21 protein-coding genes and 1 tRNA gene are annotated in these 24,583 nt (G+C 68.4%); 8 read left to right on the forward strand and 14 right to left on the reverse strand.

Features of this window, described 5'->3' with window-relative positions:
• From ugpE to SL003B_RS21105, 6 genes are all read right to left on the reverse strand, one after another.
• Positions 1–849: a sn-glycerol-3-phosphate ABC transporter permease UgpE gene (ugpE, locus tag SL003B_RS21080; protein WP_013654894.1), complete on the reverse strand. Its 849-nt coding sequence runs from the start codon at positions 847–849 to the stop codon at positions 1–3.
• A 12-nt stretch (positions 850–861) separates the two neighbouring features.
• On the reverse strand, positions 862–1,746 hold the full coding sequence (gene ugpA, locus SL003B_RS21085) for a sn-glycerol-3-phosphate ABC transporter permease UgpA (protein WP_013654895.1): 885 nt from the start codon (positions 1,744–1,746) through the stop codon (positions 862–864).
• A gap of 124 nt (positions 1,747–1,870) precedes the next feature.
• Positions 1,871–3,205: a sn-glycerol-3-phosphate ABC transporter substrate-binding protein UgpB gene (gene ugpB / locus SL003B_RS21090; RefSeq protein ID WP_013654896.1), complete on the reverse strand. Its 1,335-nt coding sequence runs from the start codon at positions 3,203–3,205 to the stop codon at positions 1,871–1,873.
• A 237-nt stretch (positions 3,206–3,442) separates the two neighbouring features.
• The gene (locus SL003B_RS21095) at positions 3,443–3,799 is read right to left on the reverse strand and encodes a cupin domain-containing protein (RefSeq protein ID WP_013654897.1); all 357 of its coding nucleotides are present in this window, start codon (positions 3,797–3,799) and stop codon (positions 3,443–3,445) included.
• Between the two features lie 206 nt (positions 3,800–4,005).
• Positions 4,006–4,081 (reverse strand) — tRNA-Ala (locus SL003B_RS21100).
• A 148-nt stretch (positions 4,082–4,229) separates the two neighbouring features.
• Positions 4,230–4,604, reverse strand: coding sequence for a TIGR02300 family protein (locus SL003B_RS21105; RefSeq protein WP_013654898.1), 375 nt, complete (start codon positions 4,602–4,604; stop codon positions 4,230–4,232).
• A gap of 209 nt (positions 4,605–4,813) precedes the next feature.
• Here SL003B_RS21105 and aroA point away from each other — a divergent pair, with 209 nt between their 5' ends.
• From aroA to SL003B_RS21130, 5 genes are all read left to right on the forward strand, one after another.
• Complete coding sequence (gene aroA, locus SL003B_RS21110) at positions 4,814–6,169, forward strand: 3-phosphoshikimate 1-carboxyvinyltransferase (protein ID WP_013654899.1); 1,356 nt, start codon at positions 4,814–4,816, stop codon at positions 6,167–6,169.
• On the forward strand, positions 6,166–6,792 hold the full coding sequence (gene cmk, locus SL003B_RS21115) for a (d)CMP kinase (protein WP_013654900.1): 627 nt from the start codon (positions 6,166–6,168) through the stop codon (positions 6,790–6,792). Before aroA ends, cmk begins: the two co-directional genes overlap by 4 nt.
• Positions 6,793–7,075: 283 nt before the next feature.
• Positions 7,076–8,776 carry a 30S ribosomal protein S1 gene (gene rpsA, locus SL003B_RS21120; RefSeq protein WP_013654901.1) on the forward strand — a complete coding sequence of 567 codons (1,701 nt, stop codon included), beginning with the start codon at positions 7,076–7,078 and terminating at the stop codon, positions 8,774–8,776.
• 144 nt (positions 8,777–8,920) lie between these two features.
• Positions 8,921–10,054: a 5-methyltetrahydropteroyltriglutamate--homocysteine S-methyltransferase gene (locus SL003B_RS21125; protein WP_013654902.1), complete on the forward strand. Its 1,134-nt coding sequence runs from the start codon at positions 8,921–8,923 to the stop codon at positions 10,052–10,054.
• A gap of 458 nt (positions 10,055–10,512) precedes the next feature.
• Positions 10,513–10,893 carry a hypothetical protein gene (locus tag SL003B_RS21130; protein ID WP_013654903.1) on the forward strand — a complete coding sequence of 127 codons (381 nt, stop codon included), beginning with the start codon at positions 10,513–10,515 and terminating at the stop codon, positions 10,891–10,893.
• 21 nt (positions 10,894–10,914) lie between these two features.
• On the opposite strand, the gene panB is transcribed toward SL003B_RS21130, so the two are convergent.
• Complete coding sequence (gene panB, locus SL003B_RS21135) at positions 10,915–11,724, reverse strand: 3-methyl-2-oxobutanoate hydroxymethyltransferase (protein WP_041376371.1); 810 nt, start codon at positions 11,722–11,724, stop codon at positions 10,915–10,917.
• 225 nt (positions 11,725–11,949) lie between these two features.
• On the opposite strand from panB, the gene sppA reads away from it, so the two are divergent.
• Genes sppA through SL003B_RS21150 form a run of 3 tightly spaced genes read left to right on the forward strand, consistent with a single transcriptional unit; the run spans position 11,950 to position 13,632 of the window.
• On the forward strand, positions 11,950–12,954 hold the full coding sequence (sppA, locus tag SL003B_RS21140) for a signal peptide peptidase SppA (protein WP_013654905.1): 1,005 nt from the start codon (positions 11,950–11,952) through the stop codon (positions 12,952–12,954).
• On the forward strand, positions 12,951–13,256 hold the full coding sequence (locus SL003B_RS21145; RefSeq protein ID WP_013654906.1) for an integration host factor subunit beta: 306 nt from the start codon (positions 12,951–12,953) through the stop codon (positions 13,254–13,256). Before sppA ends, SL003B_RS21145 begins: the two co-directional genes overlap by 4 nt.
• Before the next feature lie 28 nt (positions 13,257–13,284).
• Entirely contained in the window at positions 13,285–13,632 is a 348-nt protein-coding gene (locus SL003B_RS21150; RefSeq protein ID WP_013654907.1) for a lipopolysaccharide assembly protein LapA domain-containing protein, read from the forward strand.
• A gap of 94 nt (positions 13,633–13,726) precedes the next feature.
• Here the strand turns inward: SL003B_RS21150 and SL003B_RS21155 are convergent, their stop codons facing one another.
• The 7 genes from SL003B_RS21155 to SL003B_RS21185 all read right to left on the reverse strand — a co-directional run bounded on the left by SL003B_RS21155 (position 13,727) and on the right by SL003B_RS21185 (position 24,572).
• The gene (locus SL003B_RS21155) at positions 13,727–14,344 is read right to left on the reverse strand and encodes a trimeric intracellular cation channel family protein (RefSeq protein WP_013654908.1); all 618 of its coding nucleotides are present in this window, start codon (positions 14,342–14,344) and stop codon (positions 13,727–13,729) included.
• 117 nt (positions 14,345–14,461) lie between these two features.
• Entirely contained in the window at positions 14,462–15,082 is a 621-nt protein-coding gene (grpE, locus tag SL003B_RS21160; RefSeq protein WP_013654909.1) for a nucleotide exchange factor GrpE, read from the reverse strand.
• A 141-nt stretch (positions 15,083–15,223) separates the two neighbouring features.
• On the reverse strand, positions 15,224–15,544 hold the full coding sequence (gene trxA, locus SL003B_RS21165) for a thioredoxin (protein ID WP_013654910.1): 321 nt from the start codon (positions 15,542–15,544) through the stop codon (positions 15,224–15,226).
• Positions 15,545–15,626: 82 nt separating this feature from the next.
• Complete coding sequence (gene addA, locus SL003B_RS21170) at positions 15,627–19,124, reverse strand: double-strand break repair helicase AddA (protein ID WP_013654911.1); 3,498 nt, start codon at positions 19,122–19,124, stop codon at positions 15,627–15,629.
• Positions 19,121–22,282, reverse strand: a complete 3,162-nt coding sequence (gene addB, locus SL003B_RS21175) for a double-strand break repair protein AddB (RefSeq protein ID WP_013654912.1) — start codon at positions 22,280–22,282, stop codon at positions 19,121–19,123. The genes addA and addB overlap by 4 nt, the downstream gene beginning before the upstream one ends.
• Positions 22,283–22,285: 3 nt before the next feature.
• Entirely contained in the window at positions 22,286–22,987 is a 702-nt protein-coding gene (locus SL003B_RS21180; RefSeq protein WP_148259499.1) for a nucleotidyltransferase family protein, read from the reverse strand.
• Between the two features lie 70 nt (positions 22,988–23,057).
• Complete coding sequence (locus SL003B_RS21185; RefSeq protein ID WP_013654914.1) at positions 23,058–24,572, reverse strand: bifunctional tRNA (adenosine(37)-N6)-threonylcarbamoyltransferase complex ATPase subunit type 1 TsaE/phosphotransferase; 1,515 nt, start codon at positions 24,570–24,572, stop codon at positions 23,058–23,060.
• Positions 24,573–24,583 lie beyond the last annotated feature (11 nt).

A 24,583-nucleotide genomic window follows, 5' to 3' on the forward strand; every position in this document is an offset into this window, starting at 1 on the left:
TTATTTTTCCGTTTCCACGAGGCCTTTGACGAACAACTTCTGCATGGCGACCACCACCACGACCGGCGGTAGCATGGCGAGTACGGCGGCCGCCATGACGACGTTCCACTGCGGATAGGCATCGGCGACATCGGCCATGCGCTTGATGCCCATGACGATGGTGTAGTAGCCGGTGTCGGTGGTCACCAGCAGCGGCCACAGGTACTGGTTCCAGCCGTAGATGAAGAGGATGACGAACAGCGCGGCCATGTTGGTGCGGCTGAGCGGCAGCAGGATGTCGCGAAAGAACTTCATCGGTCCGGCGCCGTCGACCCGCGCCGCCTCCATCAGTTCGTCCGGCACGGTCAGGAAAAACTGGCGGAACAGGAAAGTCGCCGTCGCCGAGGCGATCAGCGGCACGGTCAGGCCGGCGTAGCTGTTCAGCATGCCGAGGTCGGCGACGACCTTGAAGGTCGGCAGGATGCGCACCTCGACCGGCAGCATCAGAGTGACGAAGATCATCCAGAAGGCTGCCTGGCGGAAGGGAAAGCGGAAATAGACGATGGCGAAGGCGGACAGGATCGAGATGGCGATCTTGCCCGACGCGATGACCAGCGCCATGACCAGCGAGTTCAGCATCATCGGCGCCAGCGGCGGTGCGCCCGAGGTGCTGATGCCCGAATTCAGCATGGTCAGGTAGTTTTCCGCCGCATGCGGGCCGGGCAGCAGCGGCACGACGCCGGACATGAAGTCGAAGGCGCCGCGCGTGGATGCGATCAGCGCGACATAGACCGGGAAGGCGACGACGACGACGCCGGCGATCAGCACCAGATGGGCAAGGGCGGTGAGCCAGGGCCTGTTCTCGACCACGATCCGGTCTCCTCAATAGGCCACGCGCCGCTCGACGAAGCGGAACTGGATGACGGTGAGCGCGATCACGACCGCCATCAACACGACCGACTGGGCTGCGGAGGAGCCGAGGTTGAGGCCGACGAAGCCGTCGACATAGACCTTGTAGACCAGAACGTTGGTCGACTGGGCCGGTCCGCCCTCGGTGGTCGCGTCGATGATCGGGAAGGTGTCGAACATGGCATAGACGATGTTGACCACCAGCAGGAAGAAGCTGGTCGGCGACAGCAGCGGCAGGGTGATGGTGAAGAAGCGCTTGACCGGGCCGGCGCCGTCGATGGCCGCCGCTTCGCGCAGCGACGCGGGGATCGACTGCAGGCCGGCGAGGAAGAACAGGAAGTTGTAGGAGACCTGCTTCCAGCTCGCCGCAAGGATGACCAGGATCATGGCATCGGTCTTGTTGAGGCTGTGGTTCCAGCGGTAGCCGACCATGTCCATCAGGTAGGGCAACAGGCCGATGGTCGGGTTGAACAGGAACCACCACAGGATGCCGGCGACGGCCGGGGCGACCGCATAGGGCCACAGCAGCAGGGTCGTGTAGACGCCGGCGGTCTTCACCAGGCGGTCGACGGCGACCGCCAGCACCAGCGCCAGCAGCAGCGACAGCGCCGCGGTCGATGTCGCGAACACCGCGGTCACCGACAGCGCGTTCAAGTAGGTCGGGTCGGCGAGCAGGCGGGCGTAGTTCTCGAGGCCGACGAAGGTGGTCCTGAAGCCGAAGGCATCCTCGCGCAGGAACGACTGCCAGACGGCCTGTCCGGCCGGCCAGAAGAAGAACACCGCCGTGACTGCCAGCTGCGGCAGCAGCAGCGCGTAGGGCAGCACGCGGTTGGGAAAGACGGTGCGCTTGGTCTGCATCGGGAGATCCGGTCTGGGGGCCGATCAGGGAGCCGATCCGGGGCCGCGGCCGGAATCGCTCGCGGCACGCGAATGGCGACGCCCGCGCCGGAAACCGGCGCGGGCGCGTGCAGCCGGAAAGGGCTCAGCCCTCGTTGGCCTTCTCGAACTCGCGGATCAGCACGTTACCGCGCTTGACCAGATCGTCGAGCGCCTGCTGCGCGGTCTTGGCGCCGCTCAAAAGCTGCTCGAACTCCTCGTCGATGATGGTGCGGATCTGCACGTAGCTGCCGAAGCGCAGGCCCTTGGAGTTGGCGGTCGGGGCCTTGAAGGTGATCTGCTCGATCGACACGTCGGCCCCCGGGTTCTTCTCGTAGAAGCCCTGCGACTTGCTCAGGTCGTAGGCGGCCTGGGTGATCGGCAGGTAGCCGGTCGCCTGGTGCCAGGCGGCCTGTACTTCGGCCGAGGACAGGTAGCTGAAGAAGTTGGCCACGCCCTTGTATTCGGCGTCCGCCTTGCCCTGCAGCACCCACAAGGTGGCGCCGCCGATGATCGAGTTCTGCGGCGCGCCGTCGACGTCGGCGTAATAGGGCAGCATGCCCATGCCGACCTGGAAGTCCTTGGCATTGGCGACCACGCCCGCGCGCGAGGCGGAGGAGTTCATGTACATGGCGCATTCCTGCGCGTAGAACTTCGGCGGCGCGTCATTGCCGCCGACCGGACCGCCGTACTGGAAAACACCGGCGTCCTGCCACTTCTTCAGGTTGGTCCAGTGCTTGACCTGGGCCGGGCCGTTGACGGTCAGCTCGGTCTTCAGACCGCCGAAGCCGTTCTCCAGGGTGCCGATCGGCTGGTTGTGCCAGGCGGAGAAATTCTCGAGCTGGACCCAGGAGATCCAGCCGGTGGTGAAGCCGCACTTGGCCGCGCCGCTGTCCATGATCTTGGCGGAGAACTGCTCGAGTTCTTCCCAGGTCTTCGGCGGCGTTTCCGGATCGAGGCCCGCCTTCGCGAAGACGTCCTTGTTGTAGTAGAGGACCGGGGTCGACGAGTTGAACGGCATCGACAGCATGTTGCCGTCGGTGTCGGTGTAGTAGCCGACCACCGCCGGCAGGTAGTCCTTCGGCTCGAACGGCTCGCCGGCGTCCGCCATCAGCTGGTAAACCGGATAAATGGCGCCCTTGGCGGCCATCATGGTGCCGGTGCCGACCTCGAACACCTGGACGATGTGCGGCTGCTCGCCGGCGCGGAAGGCGGCGATCGCGGCGGTCATGGTCTCGGCGTAGTTGCCCTTGTAGACCGGCACGACCTTATAGTCGCCCTGCGAGGCGTTGTAGCCGGCGACGATCTCTTCCAGCTTGGCGCCGAGTTCGCCGCCCATGGCGTGCCACCAGGCGATCTCGGTGACCGCGAGCGCGGCGGTCGAGGTGCCGGCCATGGCCGCCGCAGCGACGAGACCGGCAACGATGTTGCGATAAGCCATCTGAATCTTGCTCCCAGGTACCGGGGCAGACGCCCCTTGGCTGCATGCGGTCCGCACGGCCGCGCCGGATCGCGCGCGCAGCTCGGTTCGGAACGCCCCGGCTTGGTAGGCATTTCATATGAAAGCGCGATGTCGCTCACATGAACATTCGATGACGCGGCCGGCCGGGCTGTGGCTGACCGTCGGCCGGAGCCAGGATCCCGATGACTTTCAAGAACTTGCCCGGATGCTGGCAGATCAGGGATAGAGGCGGATGACGAACAGCTTGCGGGTCGTCTCGAGCACTTCCCACGTACCGGAAAAGCCGGGCCGGAGGACGAAGCTGTCGCCGGGCTTCAGCTCGCGGGCGACGCCGTCGGCGCCGGTGACGACCGAACGGCCGGAGAGGATCGAGCAGAACTCCCATTCGTCGTAGGAGATCCGCCACTTGCCCGGCGTTGCCTGCCACACGCCGGCAAACAGCGTGTCGCCGTCGCGCGCCTCGACCAGCCAGGTGGTGAAGCGCGGATCGCCGGCCAGCACCCTGTCGGGAGCCGGCGCGTCCTCCTCGGGTGTGACGGCGTCGAGGTCGAAGGGCAGGAAGACGGCGCTCATGGGATCTCCGGTCGCGGTTTGCCGCATCCTATCCCGCTTTCGCCGGCACAGACAGGCCAGAGCAGGCAGGCCAGGACAGGCAGGACAGGCGGGGACACGGCGATCTCGGCGCTACGTCCGGCAGGGGAAGCCTGCGCCGACCGGGAACCAAAAGGCAGGCCGGTGCTACGCCGGGCCTGCCTTGTGCCGGATCAGATCCGGGAAGATGGTGGAGCCAATCGGAATCGAACCGACGACCTCTTGAATGCCATTCAAGCGCTCTCCCAACTGAGCTATGGCCCCGAATTTCGTCAGCCGGCTTGGGTGACCGGCGTCGATGCGGGCGGGTTATAGTCGGGCCGTCCGCGTTGATCAAGAGGAATTCCGACCGAAATCGAAAAAGCCCCTGTGGACAATCCGGTCGCCCTGAGGGCGGCCGGAAATGCCGGTCCTACCGGTCGGTGTCGTCGTCGACCTCCAGGACGATTCCCGGCACGGATTCGTCGTCCTCGTCCTCGTCGTCGATGAAGATGTCCTCCGCGGTGTCGTCGCCGAGGTCCTCTTCGTCCTCCAGTTCCGGCACCCCGTCGCCCTCAGCCTCGGCGTCCGCCTCTTCGAGCGTCACCAGTTCGGGCGCCGCAATGTCCTCCTCCTCGTCCTCTTCCTCGGTCTCGATGACGCGGGAGGCCTTGACGGCCCGGGCGGAGGAGACGACGTCGAAGATCGTGCCGCATTTCGGGCAGGTGATCGGGTCGCGGTTGAGATCGTAGTATTTGGCGCCACAGCTGGGGCAGAGCCGCTTCGTGCCGAGTTCAGGTTTTGCCACCGTGCTACCCTTCGTTCGTCCTTCAAGCGGGCGCCCTTACTCTCAGGACTGCCCATTGTCAAAGCCAAATTCGCCGGTCCCGTTGTCTGAAGCAAACTCATCCGCCGTACAAGCAAAAAAACGGCTCCCCAATGCGGGGCCGGATGACGAGCGGAACCTCCCATGATAGGAGAAACGACTTTTCGACGACCGCAACCCCGGAAGTGAGAATGTCCCACGTTTCGTCGCCCCGGCCGATGACCGCCCGTGCCGGCTCCGCCCTCCAGGGGCGCATCCGCGTGCCCGGCGACAAGTCCGTCTCGCATCGGGCGCTGATGTTCGGCGCCCTCGCCGTCGGACGCACCACCGTGCGCGGGCTGCTCGAATCGGAGGACGTGCTCAACACGGCCGGCGCCATGCGCGCCGTCGGCGCCCGCATCGAGCGCAGCGCGGAAGGCGTCTACGCGATCGACGGCGCCGGTCTCGGCAGCCTGCTGGAACCCGAGCACGTGATCGACTTCGGCAACGCCGGTACCGGCGTGCGGCTGACCATGGGCATCCTCGGCACCCATCCGATCGCCGCCACCTTCGTCGGCGATGCGTCGCTGTCGCGCCGGCCCATGGGCCGGGTGCTCGACCCGCTGCGCCAGATGGGCACCAGCGTGATCGCCCGCTCCGGCGACCGCCTGCCGCTGTCGATCCGCGGGCCGGAGGTTGCCCTGCCGCTGACCTACCGGGTGCCGATGCCCTCGGCGCAGGTGAAGTCGGCGGTGCTGCTGGCCGGCCTCAACGCGCCAGGCGAGACCACGGTCGTCGAGCCGGTCGCTACCCGCGACCACACCGAGAAGATGCTCGCCGGCTTCGGCGCCGACATCTCCGTCACGCTCGACGATGCCGGCGCGCGGGTGATCCGTCTCAAGGGCCAGCCGGAGTTGAAGCCACAGGACATCGACGTGCCCGGCGACCCGTCGTCTGCGGCGTTCCCGATCGTGGCGGCGCTGATCGTGCCGGGCTCTGACGTGACGGTGGAGAACGTGCTGCTCAACGAGCACAGGACCGGCCTGATCGCCACCCTGCTCGAGATGGGCGCCGAGATCGAGATCCTCAACGAGCGCAGCGCCGGCGGCGAGCGGGTCGGCGACATCCGCGCCCGGTCGAGCCGGCTGAAGGGAGTCACCGTGCCGGCAGAGCGGGCGCCGTCGATGATCGACGAATATCCAGTGCTGGCGGTCGCGGCCGCCTTCGCGCAGGGCGACACCCACATGCCGGGGCTGGAGGAACTGCGGGTGAAGGAATCCGACCGGCTGGCGGCCGTCGCACGCGGCCTGGAAGCCAATGGCGTGCCGTGCCGCGAGGGCGAAGCCGAGTTGACCGTGACCGGCGGCGCCGGGCGCATCGGCGGCGGCACCGTCGCCACCCATCTCGACCACCGCATCGCCATGAGTTTTCTGGTGCTCGGCCTGGCCGGCGAGCGGCCCGTGACCGTCGACGACGGCGCGGTCATCGCCACCTCCTTCCCGACCTTCACCAGCCTGTTCGCCGGGCTCGGCGCGGACATCGCCGACAGGGAAGGACTGACGGCATGATCATCGCCATCGACGGACCCGCCGCCTCCGGCAAGGGCACGCTCGCCCGCCGCCTCGCCGCCCATTTCGGCCTGCGCCACCTCGACACGGGTCTGACCTATCGGGCGGTCGCCGCGGCCCTGCTCGCCAATGGCTTGCCGCTCGGCGACGAGGCCGTCGCGGTCGAGATCGCCCGCCACCTCGATCTCGGCGTGATGGACCGTTCGGTGCTGTCGGCGCACGAGATCGGCGAGGCCGCCTCGCGCATCGCGGTGCTGCCGGGCCTGCGCGAGGAACTGGTGCGCCTGCAGCGCGCCTTCGCCCACATCCCGCCCGGCGCGGTGCTCGACGGCCGCGACATCGGCACCGTGGTGTGCCCGGATGCAGCGGTGAAGCTGTTCGTCACCGCCGCCGCGGAGGCGCGGGCGCGCCGACGCACCGACGAGATGCTGGCCAACGGCACGGAGGCCGACTTCGCTTCGGTGCTGGAGGACCTCAGGCGGCGCGATGAGCGCGACGCCAGCCGCAGCGTCGCACCGATGAAACCGGCGGCGGACGCGCACTTGCTTGACACGACGGAAATGGATATAGAAGCGGCGTTCCAGGCGGCTGTGGATATCGTTTCCGCAGCCTGCGATACGTAACAGAGACCTTACCCGGACCTCTGCCGGCGGCACGCCGCCGGGCCGTATTGGATGGCGCCGATCCGGATTGGCCGGACCGCGTCCTCCCGGGACACCAGACACAATCCGGGACGGGCCGACAGCCCGTCTTCATCGAAGGTGAGACCGGATCCCCGTCTCCCGCCCCGCCGGCCCATTCTTTCGCGAGGATGGCAGGGACCGCAGCAGCGCTCCCCGGGAGGCCAGGATCCAGACTGCAACACGAACCGGCCGGCGCACGCCAGGAATGGCTCCAGGAGTTTCAATGACCGAACTGAACCCCTCCACCGAGGATTTTGCTGCCCTTCTGAACGAGTCCTTCGAGACGAGCGACCTTTACGAGGGCGCCGTCGTCAAGGGCATCATCGTCGCCATCGAGAAGGACCTTGCCGTCATCGACGTCGGCCTGAAGGTCGAAGGCCGCGTTCCGCTCAAGGAATTCGGCGTCAAGGGCCGCGACGGCGAACTGAAGGTCGGCGACGAGGTCGAGGTCTACCTCGAGCGCGTCGAGAACGCGCTCGGCGAAGCCGTCCTGTCGCGCGAGAAGGCGCGCCGCGAGGAAAGCTGGGTGCGTCTGGAAGTGTCCTTCGAGAAGGGCGACAAGGTCACCGGCCAGATCTTCAACCAGGTCAAGGGCGGCTTCACCGTCGACCTCGACGGCGCCGTGGCCTTCCTGCCGCGCTCGCAGGTCGACATCCGCCCGGTGCGCGACGTCACGCCGCTGATGCACACCCCGCAGCCGTTCCAGATCCTCAAGATGGACAAGCGCCGCGGCAACATCGTCGTGTCGCGCCGCGTGGTGCTCGAAGAGACCCGCGCCGAGCAGCGCTCCGAACTGGTGCAGAGCCTGGAAGAGGGCCAGACCGTGGAAGGCGTGGTCAAGAACATCACCGACTACGGTGCGTTCGTCGACCTCGGCGGCATCGACGGCCTGCTGCACGTCACCGACATCGCGTGGCGCCGCATCAACCATCCGTCGGAAGTGCTCAGCATCGGCCAGACCGTCCGCGTGCAGATCATCCGCGTCAACCAGGACACCCACCGCATCAGCCTCGGCATGAAGCAGCTCGAGACGGATCCGTGGGACGGCATCGAGGCCAAGTACCCGATCGGCGCCAAGTTCACCGGCCGCGTGACCAACATCACCGACTACGGTGCCTTCGTCGAGCTGGAGCCGGGCATCGAAGGCTTGATCCACGTGTCGGAGATGTCCTGGACCAAGAAGAACGTCCATCCGGGCAAGATCGTGTCGACCTCGCAGGAAGTCGACGTGATGGTGCTGGAAGTCGATCCGGTCAAGCGCCGCATTTCGCTCGGCCTCAAGCAGACCCTGCAGAACCCGTGGGATGCCTTCGCCGAGCGCTTCCCGGTCGGCACCGAGGTCGAGGGCGAGGTCAAGAACAAGACCGAGTTCGGCCTGTTCATCGGCCTGGAAGGCGACGTCGACGGCATGGTGCACCTGTCCGACCTCGACTGGAACCGTCCGGGCGAGCAGGTCATCGAGGAGTTCAAGAAGGGCGACGTGGTCAAGGCCGTGGTGCTCGACGTCGACGTGGACAAGGAACGTATCTCGCTCGGCATCAAGCAGCTCGGCGGCGATCCGTTCGAGTCGGCGGCCGCCGGCGGCGAGATCCGCAAGAACGCCATCGTCACCTGCGAAGTGATCGAGGTGAAAGACGGCGGCCTTGAAGTGAAGATCGCCGACAGCGACCTGACCGCCTTCGTCCGCCGCGCCGACCTGTCGCGCGAGCGTGCCGAACAGCGTCCCGAGCGTTTTGCCATCGGCGACAAGTTCGACGCCCGCGTCACGCAGTTCGACAAGAAGACCCGCCGCGTGTCGGTCTCCATCAAGGCGCTGGAAATCGCTGAGGAGAAGGAAGCGGTCGCCCAGTACGGCTCGTCCGACTCGGGTGCCTCGCTCGGCGACATCCTGGGCGCGGCCCTCAAGGCGCGCGACGAAGACTGATCGTCGCCGCCAGCAAGAATGCGGAAAAGCCCGGCCTCGCGCCGGGCTTTTTTGTGACCCTTTACGGGCACCCGGAGCCGCGATAGGAAAGGGGCCGGAATCTTGACGTGGCCAGCAAGCTGCCGCGGAAACGGGGAGACGGAAATGACCAAGCCAGTAACCGGGGCGCCCTATCGCGCCGATCACGTCGGCAGCCTGCTGCGGCCGGACAACGTCAAGGCGGCCCGCAAGGCCTATTACGGCGACAAGTCGATCTCCGCCCAGGAACTGAAGGGCGAAGAGGACAAGGCGATCATCGACGCCGTCCGCATGCAGGAGGAGGTCGGCCTGAAGTGCGTGACCGACGGCGAGATCCGCCGCTCGTTCTGGCACTACGACTTCATGGGCATGCTCACCGGCCTCGATCTCGACGAGCGCCCGCCGGAGCAGGGCGTGCAGTTCGCCGGCGTCAAGCTGCGCGCCGTGTCGCCGACAATCACCAGCAAGCTCGACTTTCCGGACGACCATCCGATGCTCGAGCACTTCAAGTACCTCGCCACGGTCACCAAGGTGCAGCCGAAGATCTCGATCCCGGGCCCGTCCTGCTGCCACTTCCGCACCGACCCGAAGGACATCACGGTGCCCGAGTACAAGGACCTCGACGTCCTGTTCGCGGACCTGGCCAGCACCTATGCCAAGGCCGTGAAGGCGTTCTACGCCGCCGGCTGCCGCTACCTGCAGATGGACGACATCTTCTTCGCCTATCTGTGCGACCCCAAGCACCGCGAGGCCAAGAAGGCCCTCGGTCAGGATCCGGACTGGCTGATCGACCGCTACGCCTGGATGATGCACGAGGCGATCAAGGACCGCCCGGCCGACATGAAGATCGGCATGCACCTGTGCCGCGGCAACTTCCGCTCCACCCACGCCGCCGAAGGCGCCTACGATCTCGCCGCCGACGCCATCTTCAACAAGACCGGCATCGACATCTACTTCATGGAATACGACACCGAGCGCGCCGGCTCGCTGGAGCCGCTGCGCCTGCTGCCGAAGGGCGACAAGCGCGTTCTGCCGGGCTTCATCACCACCAAGACGCCGCAGTTGGAGAAGCTCGACGACATCAAGCGGAAGTTCGAGGAGGCGTCGCGGTTCTGCGACATCGGCCAGCTCGGCATCGCGCCGCAGTGCGGCTTCGCCTCGACCGAGGAAGGCAACGCGCTGACGTTCGACGACCAGCGCCGCAAGCTGGAACTCGTCGTCCAGACCGCCGAGGCGATCTGGGGCGGCGTCGACAAGTAAGCGCGCGCCTCTGCGCCGGAAACGACAAAGGGCGGCCTTCGGGCCGCCTTCAACGTGTTGACACACCCGCAGCCTCTCCGGCGTCATTCCGGCCAAGCGGAGCGCGAGCCGGAACCGGAGAGCCGCGGCGTCGATGGTCTCGATGAACGAGACCGAGAGCCCCGGCTCACCGATCCCTCATCTGCGCTTCGCTGCGCGCGGGATAATGCGTCTGGAGGGTTGTCGGCCGTCTGAGGGTGGCCACCGGCCGCCCTTTTTCTTGCCCGGCGCCGTTTTCCCTGCCTCACCGCCGCGCACGGTTTCGACGCAAGTGTGACCCCCGACACAACCGGCTGGGTCCGGCCGGATTACGGCTCTCCTCCGGGCCGGCACGGGACATCTTGGACGGAGTCCCGCCGCTCGACCATTGTCACGGCGCCTGCGCGAGAAATGCGCGCGCCCCTGGAGGGAGACACATCATGCGCGGCATTGCGTTCTGGTTCTTTGCATCGAGCATCCTGTACATTCTGGCCGGCATGGCCCTCGGCATGCACATGTCGGCGGCGCACGAATACACGCTGGCGCCCGCCCACGCCCATCTCAACCTGGTCGGCTTCGTGATGATGGCGATCTTCGGCCTGTTCTATCACCTCGTGCCGCAGGCCGGCGCAGGTCTGCTGCCCAGGATCCATTTCGCGCTGGCGACCCTCGGGCTGTGGCTGATGGTGCCCGGCATCGTGCTGGTGCTCAAGGGCGGCACGGACGCCTTCGCCGCCCTCGGCTCCATCCTGACGGTCGCCGCGACGCTGCTGTTCCTGTGGATCCTCCTGCGCAGCCGGCGCGTCCCGGCTGCGGCCTGACGGTCGCCTGACCGAGGTTGTCTAGCCGTAGCAATGCTCCGGCGCCGGATAGGCGCCAGAGCGCACATCCTCGGCAAAGGCGGCGATGGCCGCCTGCGCGCTGTCGCGGCCGGCGAGGTAATTCTTGACGAAGCGTGCCTTGCGTCCCGGCGACAGGCCCAGCATGTCGTGCAGCACCAGCACCTGGGCGTCGGTGTGCGGACCGGCGCCGATGCCGATCAGCGGCGCCGCCACGGTCTCGCGCACCGCCCTGCCGACCGCGTCCGGGACGCATTCGAGCAGCACCAGGCGCGCGCCGGCGGCGTCGAGCAGCGTCGCCTCGGAGACGATCCGCGCCGCGCTCTCGTCGGTCTTGCCCTGCACCTTGTAGCCGCCGAGCATATCGGTGGTCTGCGGCGTCAGACCGAGGTGGGCGCAGACCGGAATGCCGCGCTCGGCGAGAAAGCAGACCGTGTCGGCGAGCCAGGCGCCGCCTTCCAGCTTAACGACGCTGGCGCCCGCGCGCATCAGCGCGGCGGCCGAGCGGGCGGCGTCCTGCGGCGTCGCATAGGTCATGAACGGCAGGTCGGCCATGATCAGCGGCGCGTCGGCCGCGCCCTCGCCGATGCCGCGTGCCACGCAGTGCGTGTGATAGACCATCTCGTCGAGCGTTACCGGCGTCGTCGCGCCGCGGCCCTGCACGACCATACCCAGGCTGTCGCCGACGAGCACCACCGAGATGCCGGCCGGCCCCATCATGGCGGCAAAGCTGGCGTCGTAGGCCGTCAGCACGGCGAAGCGCTCGCCCTGCGCCTTTATCCGGTCGAGCGTCGACAAAGTCGTCCTGGCCAATCCTGGATCCTCCCTGCGGCCGGCCGGCGGCTCCCCGTCGCCGGCATCGTTGTCGCTCCGGCCGGTATAGCGGCCGGCGCTGCGATGCACAACGCGCCGCCGCGCACCGCGGCGCCTGCGACGGCGGGACAACCGGTCGCACAAGACGTTGGCCGCATTTGGGCTTTCCATTCCGCTCCGTCCTGTGTAGCGATGAAGCGGCCGAGCCTGTGGGAGTGGGATCCAATGAGCCTTGATGCCGATGCGATCGTCGACCGGCGCCGCCTGCGGCGCAAACTGACCTTCTGGCGGGTCGCCGCCTTCGTCATCCTCGCCGCGGCGCTGATCGCCGCGCTGGTGAGCCTGTCGGACGTCTACGGACCGACGAAGCGCTCCGCCCACATCGCCCGCATCGAGATTGAGGGCGTCATCCTCGACGACCGCGACCAGCGCAGGATGATCGCAGGGATCGGCAAGTCCAGGGCGGTGCAGGGCGTCATCGTGTCGATCAACTCGCCCGGCGGCAGCACCACCGGCGGCGAGGCGCTCTACGAGGCCCTGCGCGACCTGGCCGGCAAGAAGCCCATGGTCGCCGAGATCCGCACGCTCGGCACGTCGGCCGGCTACATGGTCGCCCTGGCCGCCGACCACGTCGTGGCGCGCCACAATTCCATCACCGGCTCGATCGGCGTGCTGTTCCAGTTCGGCAACATCGAGCGCCTTCTCGACACGCTCGGCGTCGCCATGGATGCGGTCAAGAGCGGCCCGCTGAAGGCCGAACCGGATTTCTATTCGCAGGCCTCTCCGGACGCCCGGGCGATGCTCGAGGCCCTGGTCGGGGAATCCTACGACTGGTTCGTGCGCCTGGTCGCCGAGCGGCGCGGCCTGGACGAGACGGCAGCCCGCAGGGTCGCTGACGGCAGCATCGTCACCGGCTTCCGCGCGAAGGAGAGCGGCCTCGTCGACGAGCTTGGCGGCGAACAGGCCGCGATCGCCTGGCTGGCGAGGGAGAAGGGCCTGAAGGCGGACCTGCCGGTGATCACCTGGAAAGCCAAAACGGAGACCGGGTCCGTTCCCTTCGCCTCGAAACTGTTCGGGAGCATCGGCGCCGGTCTGGCGGAGGGCGCGCTCGACGCCCTTTCAGGGGCGAAAGGACTGATTTCACCGAGCCTTACGCTTGACGGTCTCGTCTCGGTTTGGCACGCTCGCGACGCGGCCAATAATTCTACACAACGAGGGGGCGGCGAATGATCAAGTCAGAGTTGGTCCAGCGCATCGCGGAACAGAACCCGCATCTCTATCAGCGAGATGTGGAGAACATCGTGAACGCGATCCTGGACGAGATCACCGAGGCCCTGATGCGCGGCGACCGCGTGGAGCTCAGGGGCTTCGGCGCCTTTTCGGTCAAGAACCGCCCGGCCCGCGTCGGCCGCAATCCGAGAACCGGCCAGAAGGTCGATGTGGACGAGAAATACGTCCCCTTCTTCAAGACCGGCAAGGAGATGCGCGAGCGCCTGAACGGTGGCGTCGACCACGGCGAGGACGAAGACTGACCGGCATGGACAAGCGCGAGGGACAGCCGTGACCCGTTTCCTGAAGACCCTGATCCTCGTTGCGGTCGCCATCGTTCTGGTGCCGCTGTCGGTGGCCAACCGACACACCGTGCACCTGTCCCTCAACCCGTTCGACCCGCAGGATCCGCGGCTGGCCGTCACCGACGTGCCGCTGTTCTGGGTGATCTTCGCCGCTCTCGGCGTCGGCATCCTGGTCGGCGGGCTCGCCACCTGGGCAAGGCAGGGCAAGTGGCGGCGCGAGGCTCGGCAGAAGCGCTCGGAAGCCGACAAGTGGCACCGCGAGGCGGACCATCTGCGCGAGATCGCCGAGGTCAGGACCACTCTGCCGGCCCCCGACAGCCGTCACGCCGCCTGAACCGTCGGGCGCCTGCGCCCCCGGACAGGATCAGAACCGCGGAAGCAGACCCGCGTGCTGATTGGCACGCGAACCGACTTCAGCCGGTCTTCTTTCAGTCCCTCTTCGGCGGAGGCGCATAGCCCGGCAGGGTCCAGCCGAACTGGATCGCGCCGCCGCGCAGGACGAAGGCGGCAAGCCCGCCGGCAATCGCCGCCGGCCAGAGGTCCAGCCCCAGGCTGCTCAGCACCACGAACAGTCCGGCCCCGACGAAGGCGGCCGTGACATAGATTTCCGGCTTGACGATCGCCGACGGATCGCCGGCGATCACGTCGCGCAGGATGCCGCCGAAGGTCGCGGAAAAGACGCCCATCAGCACCGCCACCACCGGCATGTCGCCGACGGACAGCGTCTTGGCGGCGCCCATCACGCAATAGGCCGACAAGCCGACCGCATCGGCCCAGCGCAGCGGCTTGCCCCAGCCTTCGACGACATGGGCGGCGAACCACATCAGCACGCTGACCCCGACGCAGACCAGCAGATAGCCTTCCGAGCGGGTCCAGAACACCGGCACGCCGAGCAGCACGTCGCGCAGCGTGCCGCCGCCGACGCCGGTCATCGTGGCGAAGAACAGGAAGGCGATGAAATCCATGCCCTTGCGCGAGGCGACGATGGCGCCGGTGACGGCGAACACGGCAACGCCCAGATAGTCCAGCACCTGAAGCAGCAGCATGGCTTTCCTCCCGTGGCCCTGCGGCGGTCCGCCGGCCGCGATCAGGCTAGCCCATCGAGGCCGCCTCGAGAAAGCCCGTCCCGAGAGGCACCGGTCGGATCGGACTCAGGTTGAGGGTCAGGCGCTCTTGTCGACCGTCTGGCCGGCTTCGCCCTGGGCATTGCCGGCGGGCTGCGCAGCGTCCTTCGGACCGCCCTTCGAAACGCCGACCAGGGCCGGCCGCAGAACGCGCTCGCCGATGACGTAGCCGGCCTGCACCACCTGGACCACGGTGTTGTTGGGCACCTCGGTGTTGGGAATCTCGAACATCGCCTGATGGAAGTTCGGGTCGAATTTCTGCCCGGACGGATCGAGCTGCTTGACGCCGTGCTTCTCGAGTTGGTTGAGCAGTTCGCGTTCGGTCATCTCGACGCCCTCGATCAGGGCAACGAGGCCGGCATCGGCGCTCTGGCGGGCGTCCTCGGGCAGCGAGTCGAGCGCCCGGCGGAGATTGTCGGACACGGCCAGCATGTCGCGGGCAAAGCCCGCGATGGCGAACTGCCGGGTATCCTTGACTTCCTTCTCGGTGCGTCGGCGCAGGTTCTCCATCTCCGCCATGACGCGCAGCGTACGGTCCCTGAGGTCGGCGTTCTCGGCGCGCAGCGCCTCGACGGGATCGACCTCGGCCGCTTCGCCGGCAGCAGCCTGCGCGCTCGCCTCGGGCTCCTGGCTGTCCGCGATCTTGTTCTCGTCGCTCATCGTTCTTTCACCACATACGGTTTCGGCCGGACCTGCAGCTCAGGACCAGCCATGCCCTGATCCGGCCCGCTGCCGTTCCGACCGCGCCGGGATGGCAGCCTCATCATGAAGACGGGGCCGGCCGACGGCCGGCCGTGTCTGTCACAGCGCGTTCTTGATCCAGTCGGCGATCTTGCCCTTCGGCGCCGCACCGACCTGGGTAGCCATCGGCTCGCCGTTCTTGAACAGGATGAGCATCGGAATCGAGCGCACGCCGTATTTCATCGCCATGTTCTGGTTCTCGTCGATGTTCAGCTTGGCGATCTTCACCTTGCCCGCCATCTCTTCGGAAATCTCTTCGAGCGCGGGAGCGATCATCTTGCAGGGACCGCACCATTCGGCCCAGAAGTCTACCACGACAGGCTCTGAGGACTTGAGGACGTCGGCTTCGAAGCTCGCGTCGGTGATCTTGCTGGTTGCCATGATCTCGGTCTCTCTTGCGCTGGAAAGGGGCGAGTCGCCCCTTGTTTCGTCGCCCCGAACGTAGGAAGTGGGCCGGCGTCCGTCAAGCGCGCGGCTGCGGGACCCAGAGGCGCGAAAAGGCCGCGTCGAGCAGGTCGCCGGGCAGCGGCATCAGGGACGGCGCCGCCGTCCACAGCAGCGCGGCCTCCACCGGCAGGCCGGGGAAGATGTCCTGCACCAGGCGGCGATAGACGGCGAGTTGGGCGAGGTATTCCTCCGGCACGCCCTCAAGCAGCGCCGGAGGCCGGGCGTTGGTCTTGTAGTCGACGATCAGCACGCGGCCCGGTTCCTCCACCAGTCTGTCGATCTGGCCGGAGACGGCGACCTGCCTGCCGTCCGGGCCGGTCAGGGTGCCGACGATCGCCACCTCCGCGCGCCCGCGCGCGGCAAACAGCGGGGCGAAGTCCGCGCCGGCCAGGATCCGCTCCGCCTCGTCCAGCAGGGCGTCGCGATGCTGCGCGAAGCGCTGTGGCAGCGCGGCCTCGACGAAGCGGACGGCGGCCGCCGCCCGCTCGGCCGCCGGCAGGTCGGGCAAGGTCTCCAGCAACCGATGCATCAGCCGGCCGCGCTCGAGCGCCCAGCCGGCCGGCTGACGGATCGCCTCCAGCGCGGTGCGCCCGGCGACCGGCTCGATGCCCTCCTTTTGCTCCATCGCCTCGAAGGCGCGCGAGGGCTGAAGGCGCGGCACCTGCGGCGCGGGCGGCACCGGGCGTACCAGCCAGTCGGGCCGCGCGGGCGGTTCCGCGGCCGGCGCGGCTTCGGCCTTCACCCGTGGCGGCGGCTCGGCGCCGGCCTTCTGCCAGCGCCAGCAGACGGTACGTCCCGCGGCATCCTTGATCTCCTCCGCCTGCGGCACCAGCGCCGCCGCGACGAGGGAGTGCCAGCAAGCCTCGTGCGCGCCGCGCGACGGCGCCCAACCACACACCAGCAGCCGGTCCTCGGCCCGTGTCATGGCGACATAGAGCAGCCGGCGATACTCCTCCTCCGCCGCTTCGCGCACGGCGTCGACCGCCTCGGCGTGCCAGCCGGTTCGGTCCGCCTTGGTCGGCAGCCAGACCAGCGCCGGGGGGACCATCGGATCGGTGCCGCGCGGCCGTTCCAGGAGGGCCGGGTCGTGCCGCGCCACGGCCGGCGCGCTGCCCGGGTCGACCAGGATGACGATCGGCGCCTCAAGACCCTTGGAGCCGTGAACGGTCATGATGCGGACCAGCCCGCCAGCATTGGTCAGTTCGCGCTTGATCTGCGTCGGGGCCGCCTCGAGCCAGGCGAGGAAGCCCTCCAGTCCCGGCGTGCCGGTCTGCTCGTAGCTCATCGCCAGGGCGAGGAACTCGTCGAGGACGTCGTCGACTTCCGCGCCGAGGCGAGCGCGGAACTTCCGGCGGCCATCGTCGGCAGCGAGCAGGCGGGCATAGAACTCGAACGGTGGCATGAAGTCGGCACGTGACCGGCAGGTTTCCAGCGCCTTTCGCACAGAAAGCCAGCGGGTTTCCGTCTCCGATTTCCGCAGCAGGGATTGCCACAGGGTGCCGGCCCGCAGCCGGTCCACGGGATCGCGCGCGATCTCCAGCAGCGCGTCGTCGTCGAGGCCGAACAGGGGGCTTTTGAGGACGCAGGCGAGCGACAGGTCATCCTCCGGGAGGAGGATAAAGCGGCCGAGGGCAATGAGGTCCTTGACCGCGATGTGGTCGGTCAGGACCAGCCGATCGCTGCCGGCGGCTGGGATGTCGAGACGCTTCAGCTCGCGGTTCAGCGCCTCGACGAAGGCGCCGCGCTTGCGCACCAGGACGAGCACGTCGCCGGCATCGGCGGTGCCCTCGTCGATCCAGATACGCAGGGTTTCCGCGATCCTGCGCGCCAGCCGCAGCATCGGGTTGCCCTCGCCGATGCGGTCGATCGGCGCCGTCCAGTCGTCCGGCTCGACCGTCTTGTCCGGCAGCTCCAGCGGCCAGATCTCGACCAGTCCGGGCTCCCGGCGGATCGCCTCGTGCACCGGCGCCCGGGCGACCTGCGACAGGCCCTTGTGGACTTCCGGCTGTTGGAAAACCAGGTCGACGGCGCCCAGCACGTCGGGCGTCGAGCGGAAGGACAACTGCAGCTCGACCGGGTGGAAATCGCGCGCCGCCTCGCGTGCCCGACGCTCGAAATAGCGGCGCATCTCGTCGAAATAGGCCGGCACCGCCCCCTGGAAGGAATAGATCGACTGCTTTTCGTCGCCGACCGCAAAGATCGTCCGCGCCCGCGTCCGCGCGCCTTCGCCGGCGAAAAATTCTTCCGCCAGCGCCTTCACGACTTCCCACTGACGCGGGCTGGTGTCCTGTGCCTCGTCGACCAGGATGTGGTCAAGCCCTTGATCCAGCTTGTATTGCACCCATTGTGCCGCTTCCGAGACGGAAAGCAGGTTGGCGGTGCGCACGACAAGGTCCTCGAAGTCGAGCAGGCCCCGGCGCGCCTTGACCGCCTCGTAATCGGCGATCACCGCATCCGCCAGACGCAGGATCGCGGCGGTTCCCTCCAGCGTCACCGCGGCCCGGCGCCGCTCGACAAGGGCGAGCAGGCGCGCCTGTTCGCGCAACATCAGGTCGAGAACGTCCGGAAACTCCTCGGCGATCCGCTTCGTGACCAGCGATTTCGGCGCCGTCAGGTCCTGCTTGAGGAACACCCCGAGCCATGTTTCGCACCATGCCTGAGGATCGGTCGTCGCCCCGGCCGCAACGAGGCGATCCGCCTTGTCGCAATCCGTCTTCGTACCCCGGCGCAGCGCCTCGGCGACCGAAGTCGCCGTGTCCAGAGGGATCAGCGTCTCGTCCCGCATGCGCGCATCGACGGCAGCGCCGGTCTCGCCCGGTGCGACACCGAGATCGCCGGCAAGCTCGGCCAGGGCCGCCTCAAGGTCGCCGGCATCGACGATCCAGCGTCGCAGGGCGTCGCGGCGGCCGATCAGTTCGCCGAGCGCGGCCTCGACGGTGGCATCCGGCATCAGGCGGATCAGGCTGCCGAGCGCAGCGCCAAGCGGGCTGTGCGGATCGCTTTCGGCCCGGTGAAGCACCCGCGCGCGCTCTTCCGCCATCAGTTCGGCGCCGACGCGGTCGTCGAGCACGGTGAAATGGCCGGCGACGTTGGCTTCCAGCGGAAACTGGTGCAGCAGGGCCTCGCAAAAGGCATGGATGGTCTGGATCTTCAGTCCGCCGGGGGTCTCCAGTGCCTTGGCGAACAGCCGACGGGCGGCCTTGAGCCGGTCCGCACCCGGACGGCGGCCGTCGAGCATCTCGATTTCGCGGGCAAGGGCGGCGTCGTCGAGCGCCACCCACTGGCCCAGGATGCGGAACACGCGGGTCGCCATCTCGGCGGCGGCCGCCTTGGTGAAGGTCAGGCAGAGCAGACGCGACGGGTCAGTGCCGTCGAGCAGCAGCCGCACGACGCGCCGCGACAGCACGAAAGTCTTGCCAGAGCCGGCGTTGGCACTGACCCAGGCCGAAGCCTCGGGTCGGGACGCGAGGTCCTGGCGTTCGAGGGTGCGAGCCGGAATGCCGGAGGCGCTCATTCTCCCTCCTCCGAGCCGACCGACCACTCGCGCACGCGGGCCAGATGATCATAGGGACCGTCCATCGCCCGCTCCTGCAGGACGCGAGCGCGCGAAAGATAGCCGCGCGCCGGATCGGCATAGGCCGCGACGAGCGCCTCGAGTCGTTTCCAGGCCTCCTCGGCAAGATCCTCCACGGACCCGTCCCTGGGCGCGCGCGTCTCCACCTTGAGTGCCTCGCGCGCGCCCTTCAGCTGGATGTAGAGCAGGTCGGACACCGGCCGGCCGGCCGGCACGTCCGCAAAGCCGCCGCGGCGGATCATGGCGGCTTCCAGCGGCAACTGCGGAGCGAGCAGCGTAGCCACCTGATTGCCTGAGGGAACCTGGCCGGTCTTGTAGTCGATGACGGCATAGGTTCCGTCATCGAGCAGATCGATGCGGTCGGCACGGCCGGTCAGGCGGAACTCGATGCCCGGCAAGGCGAGGTCGACACCGCCGCCGATCTCCAGGAACCGCTCGCGCAGCCCCGCGGCCCTGGCAGCCTCGAAGGCGACGAAGCCGCGGGCGATGCGCTCGAAGCGCGGCCACCACAGCGCCCGGATCGCAGGGAAGGCATCGAGCGGCGAAAACATCGTCTCGCCGATCTCGACGAGGCGGCGGACGGCGCTGTCGTCGTAAGGGCCGTCCCAGTCAGTCAGGAAGCGTGCCAGCGCGTCGTGGATGAGAGTGCCCTTGTCGGCGGCACCGGGCACACCGCCGACCGGGTCGACCGGTTCGAGGCCGAGGATCCGCCGGGCAAAGATGGCGTAGGGATCGCGGACGAGGCGCTCGATCTCGGTCACCGACAGGCGTTTCGGGCGGGCAGGAAGCGCCGGCCGGGGCTCTGGCCGCGACGCCGGCCGCACCGGTCCCTCGGGCCGGTCGAGCAGCCCGGCGAGCCGAAGATACGTCCGGCCGCGCGCCGTCATCTCCGCCTCGATCTCGGGACCGACAAGGGTGACCAGCCGCTGCAGCCAGCGGGAGGCGACCGTCGGCGCGCCGTCGGCGCGCTCGGCGCGCGCGAGGACCACGCGACGGGCACCGAGCCCCTGCGCAAAGTCATGCGCGGCAGCCCCGATGCGCCGTTCCGGCGGATCAAGGCCGAGATCGCGCTTCATCGGCCGGTTCAGCCAGGGATCGTTGCGCGTGCGCTGGGGCCAGACGCCTTCGTTGAGGCCGCCGAGGACGACCAGGTCAGGACGCAGCAGGCGCGCCTCCATCGGGCCGAGGATCTGGATGCGCGGATCGCCCGGCAGGCGCCGACGCACCGCCGTTCCCGACATCAGAGCGGCGAACACCGACGGCCATTCCGCCGGAACGATGCACAGGCCCGCTCCGCCCGCCTCCAGCAGGCCAGCGAGGAACAGGGCCAGCGCGTCGCCGGTTTCGCCGCTGTAGAGTTCGGCGTCGGTTCCCGCCTCGTCGACGGCGAGGCGATACAGCACCTCGGCATGCGCGGCGGCGAGCGTTTCCACCGGCAGCGCGTCCTTTGCCTCGGCCAGTGCCTCCAGCGGCTCGAGCGCATGGGCGAGGCGGTCGACCAGATCGGCGACCGCGACCCAGTCGGCGTCGTACAGCTTGCGCCAGCGCGGGGTGTGGTCGCTCTCGGCCGCGTCACGAGCGGCGACCACCGCCAGCACCAACCCCTTCGTCCCTGGCAAGGGACGCGGCCCGCGCAGGACGCCACGTTCGAGCGCGCGGGCGGCGGCGCGGATCTCGCGGGCGGTGAGGCCGAGGCGTGCCAGCGGATGCTTGAGCAGCGACAACAGGTCGATGGGCGCGCAGCCCTCTAGCGCCAGCCGGGCGGCCAGCCCGGCCAGGATCGCCGGCGGTGTCTGGTCGAGCGGCCGGCCGGCGCTGTCGTCGACGGCGATGCCCCAGCGGCCGAGATCCTCGGCAACGCGGCGGGCAAGCATGCGGTCCGGCGAGACGAGAGCCGCGGTTTCGCCCCGCTCGACCGCCTCGCGCAGAACGACGGCAACCGCGAGTGCTTCCTCGACCTCGTTGCGCGCAGACAGCAGCGCGACGTCGGACAGCGCGGCCCTGCGGGCGGCGAGCGGCGTGCGCTCGAGAAAGCCGGTCCAGGCGTCACTGGTCTCGGCCGGCCGCAGCGCCTCCGACACGATCCGGTCGCGCAGGGCGAGGTCGGCCGTTTCGGGCCCGCCAAGCGGCGCCACACGGTCGCGGCCGAGGCCTAACCGGTCCAGTAGCAGCTTCAGCCCGTATTGCGGATGACCGGGAACCGACGGCGTTTCGGCCACGCCGGCTGGTCGGCCAATCGCGCCGATCCGTGACGGCAGCGGCCCGCCAAGTGCCGTCCAGGACGCGTCGTCTAGTTCCATGTCCAGCGCGGGCAGGACGATGGCGCCGTTGGGCAAGCCGGCGACGACCTGGAGCAGTTCCGCCGTGGCAGGCACCGAACCGGTCGAGCCAGCGACGATCACCGGACCGGCAGGCGGTGCGCGGCGCAGGCGCTCGGCCTCGCGGCGGATCAGGGCCGAGCGGCGCGCCTTCGGGTCCATGGCGCCGCGTTCGGCCAGATAGGCCGGCCAAGCGTCCCGCACGATCGACAGGAAGTCGAGGGTGATCTGCCAGTAGCGGGCATAGTCGTCGGGCACCAAGCCGACAAGCTGTGACCAGTCGACCTCCTCGGTCTCGACCTCGTCCATCAGCGCCAGCAGGTCGGCGGCCAGCCAGGCCGCGTCGGCAGCCGAGGCCGGCAGGCCGAGCGGATCGTCCGGCTTCAGGCGCAGCACGTCGCGCCGCAACGCACCCTTCCAGGCCATGACCAGGCGAGTCAGGGCGAGACGCCGCTCGAGTGCCGGCAGAGGCGGCGGCAAGGGCTCGCCGTCGGGCTCCGCGCGCAGAAACTGCTCGATCTCGTCGACATCACCGAGAGGACGGATGGCGGGCAGCAGCACCGGCCGGCCGCCGAACACCTCTTGGAAGACAGCCGGCAGGGTGCGGGCGGCGCGGCGGGTCGGCAGGTAGAGCGTCGCGGTCGAGAGGCTCAGGGGATCCTCGATCGGCCGAAAGCTCTCGATCAGAGTACCGTCGACCAGCGCACGGACCAGCGTGTGCGCAAAGGGCGCCGACGGCGGGATTGAGAACAGACATCCCTTGCGGCCAGGCCCGCGCATCGTTCAGGCTGCGCTTTCGCGCACCGCGCACTCTGCCTCGCGGATCGCCTCCGGCGTGCCGATGTGGAGCCAGATTCCTTCCATCTGGACGCCGTAGAGCCTTCCCTCCCCGATTGCGCGATCGAACAGCACGTTGAGCGAGAACCTGCCATCGGGCCCGCCTTCGAACAGGCGCGGGTGCAGGATCGCGGCGCCGGCATAGGCGAAGGGCGACATCTGCCGTTCGGGGCGGCGGGTCAGCCGCCCCTCCTTGTCCATCAGGAAGTCGCCGCGGCCAGAGTAGCCGACGCTGTTGACGACTTCCGCGATGAGCAGCAGGGCGTCCATGCGGTTTTCGTCCCACGCCTCGATCAGGTGTTCCAGGTTCGGCTTGACGCCCTCGATCCAATAGGCGGTGTCGGCATTGAGCAGGAAGAACGGCTCCCTGCCGAGCAAGGGCAGGGCCTTGCGGATGCCGCCGCCGGTCTCCAGCAACTGGTCGCGCTCGTCGGAGACGACGACGTCGATATCGCGACGGTGGCGGACATGGACCTCGACCAGATCGGCCAGGTAGTGGACGTTGACGACGCAGGTCTTCACCCCCGCCTGGACCAGGCGGTCGATACCGTGATCGATCAGAGCCTTGCCGTTGACCTCGATCAGCGGCTTCGGCGTCGTCGCCGTGATCGGCCGCATCCGCTTACCCAGGCCAGCAGCCAGGATCATGGCGTTGTTCGGACGAAACCGGTCTGCAGTCATGACGGCGGAACGCTCCCTTGCTCCCCTCGACCTGCGGTCAGGGCCTGTTGCTGTCATACCAGAGCTTGAGGGCCGACAGAACAGGATGGGCGAGCACCCGGTCAAGATAGCCGTTCATCCGCGGCAGGTGCTTCATGTAATCGGGCTTGCCGTCGCGCCGGGCCAGGCGCACGAAGATGCCGAGGATCTTGGTGACGCGCTGCGCGCCCATGACCGCATAGGTCGTCGCGAAGGCGTCGCGGTCGAAGTCCGCATCCTGGGCCTGCCGTTCGGCGCAATAGAGGTGGAACAGATGCGCCTCCAGCGCCGGCGACACCGGCACCCGGGCGTCGAGCAGGAGCGAGGCGACGTCATAGGCGACCGGGCCGACGACCGCATCCTGGAAATCGATCAGGCCGATCCGGTCGATGCCGCGCCGTTCGGCGCGCCACAGCAGGTTGGGGGAATGGTAGTCGCGCAGTACCCAGCCGGTCCGTGCGTCCGCGATCCGCTCGAACGCCGCCTGCCACAGCCCATGGAACTCATCACGCAGCGTCGCCGGCGCCGGCGATCCGGTCATCTCGGGCACGTACCAGTCGAGGAACAGATCCGCCTCGGCCAGCAGGGCGCGGCGAGAATAGGCCGGCATACGGTAGCTCGTGCCGTCCGGCAGCGACACCGACTCCGGCCAGGACTGGCCGTGCATGCGCGCGAGCAGGCGGGTGGCCTCCTCGTAGCGCTCCGGGACCGGTTCGCCCTCCGCGACGATGCCCTTCGCGCCCAGGTCCTCCAGCAGAAGGAGGCCCAGGTCCATGTCGGCGGCCAGGATGTCCGGCGCGCCGAAGCCGCGGCGGCGCAATTCGCTCCCGACGGCGACGAAGGGGCGGACGTCCTGCGCCAGATGGACGATCTGGCTGTAGCTCAGTTCGGCACCGAGCTGCGGTTCGGCATAGAGCGCCGGCGCGTTCATCATCACGGCCGTGCGGCCGTCCTGCCGGATACGCTCGTAGGAGCGCGCCGAGGCATCGCCCTTGAGATGCCGGCGCTGCGCGGCGGGCCAGCCGGAGCGGCCGAGCAATGCCCGGATGGCAAAGCTGCGCGCCAGGCGAACGCCCCAATCGCCGCCCTGCCAGCGGATGGTGGCCGTGCGCTGGTCGGGCCCGCCCGCCTGCGCCAGGGTGATCGAGAGGGCACCGGCCGGAATGCGGCCCTGCGCCCGTTCAGGCCATTCGATCAGAGCGGCACCCGTTTCGAGCCCCTCGTCAAGGCCGAGTTCGTCCAGCTCCTCCGGATCTTCGATCCGGTAGAGGTCGACATGCGCGACCGGTAGGCGCGGCAGATCGTAGTGCTGGACGAGGGTGAAAGTCGGGCTCGGAACCTCCAGGTCCGGGTCGTCGGCGAGCGCGCGCAGCAACGCCCGGCAGAAGGTCGATTTGCCGGCGCCGAGGTCACCGGAAAGCGTGACGACATCGCCCGGCGCCAGAATGGCGGCAAGGTCCTCCGCGAGCCGGACCGTCGCCGCCTCGTCGGCAAGGTCGCGCACGATGGGGGAGTCGGCGGTCAGGATCGTCATCCGGGGCACGC

Origin of the sequence: Polymorphum gilvum SL003B-26A1, from assembly GCF_000192745.1 — a bacterium.
Classification (GTDB): Bacteria; Pseudomonadota; Alphaproteobacteria; order Rhizobiales; family Stappiaceae; genus Polymorphum; species Polymorphum gilvum.

What these genes read in the sequence shown, in the direction of transcription:
- rpsA (WP_013654901.1), top strand. Translation starts at nt 7,076, where the DNA reads ATGACCGAACTGAACCCCTCCACCGAGGATTTTGCTGCCCTTCTGAAC.
- aroA (WP_013654899.1), top strand. Translation starts at nt 4,814, where the DNA reads ATGTCCCACGTTTCGTCGCCCCGGCCGATGACCGCCCGTGCCGGCTCC.
- trxA (WP_013654910.1), bottom strand. Translation starts at nt 15,544, where the DNA reads ATGGCAACCAGCAAGATCACCGACGCGAGCTTCGAAGCCGACGTCCTC.
- grpE (WP_013654909.1), bottom strand. Translation starts at nt 15,082, where the DNA reads ATGAGCGACGAGAACAAGATCGCGGACAGCCAGGAGCCCGAGGCGAGC.
- ugpA (WP_013654895.1), bottom strand. Translation starts at nt 1,746, where the DNA reads ATGCAGACCAAGCGCACCGTCTTTCCCAACCGCGTGCTGCCCTACGCG.
- cmk (WP_013654900.1), top strand. Translation starts at nt 6,166, where the DNA reads ATGATCATCGCCATCGACGGACCCGCCGCCTCCGGCAAGGGCACGCTC.
- SL003B_RS21185 (WP_013654914.1), bottom strand. Translation starts at nt 24,572, where the DNA reads ATGACGATCCTGACCGCCGACTCCCCCATCGTGCGCGACCTTGCCGAC.
- addB (WP_013654912.1), bottom strand. Translation starts at nt 22,282, where the DNA reads ATGCGCGGGCCTGGCCGCAAGGGATGTCTGTTCTCAATCCCGCCGTCG.
- sppA (WP_013654905.1), top strand. Translation starts at nt 11,950, where the DNA reads ATGAGCCTTGATGCCGATGCGATCGTCGACCGGCGCCGCCTGCGGCGC.
- SL003B_RS21145 (WP_013654906.1), top strand. Translation starts at nt 12,951, where the DNA reads ATGATCAAGTCAGAGTTGGTCCAGCGCATCGCGGAACAGAACCCGCAT.
- SL003B_RS21130 (WP_013654903.1), top strand. Translation starts at nt 10,513, where the DNA reads ATGCGCGGCATTGCGTTCTGGTTCTTTGCATCGAGCATCCTGTACATT.
- ugpB (WP_013654896.1), bottom strand. Translation starts at nt 3,205, where the DNA reads ATGGCTTATCGCAACATCGTTGCCGGTCTCGTCGCTGCGGCGGCCATG.
- SL003B_RS21155 (WP_013654908.1), bottom strand. Translation starts at nt 14,344, where the DNA reads ATGCTGCTGCTTCAGGTGCTGGACTATCTGGGCGTTGCCGTGTTCGCC.
- SL003B_RS21095 (WP_013654897.1), bottom strand. Translation starts at nt 3,799, where the DNA reads ATGAGCGCCGTCTTCCTGCCCTTCGACCTCGACGCCGTCACACCCGAG.
- SL003B_RS21180 (WP_148259499.1), bottom strand. Translation starts at nt 22,987, where the DNA reads ATGATCCTGGCTGCTGGCCTGGGTAAGCGGATGCGGCCGATCACGGCG.
- addA (WP_013654911.1), bottom strand. Translation starts at nt 19,124, where the DNA reads ATGAGCGCCTCCGGCATTCCGGCTCGCACCCTCGAACGCCAGGACCTC.
- SL003B_RS21125 (WP_013654902.1), top strand. Translation starts at nt 8,921, where the DNA reads ATGACCAAGCCAGTAACCGGGGCGCCCTATCGCGCCGATCACGTCGGC.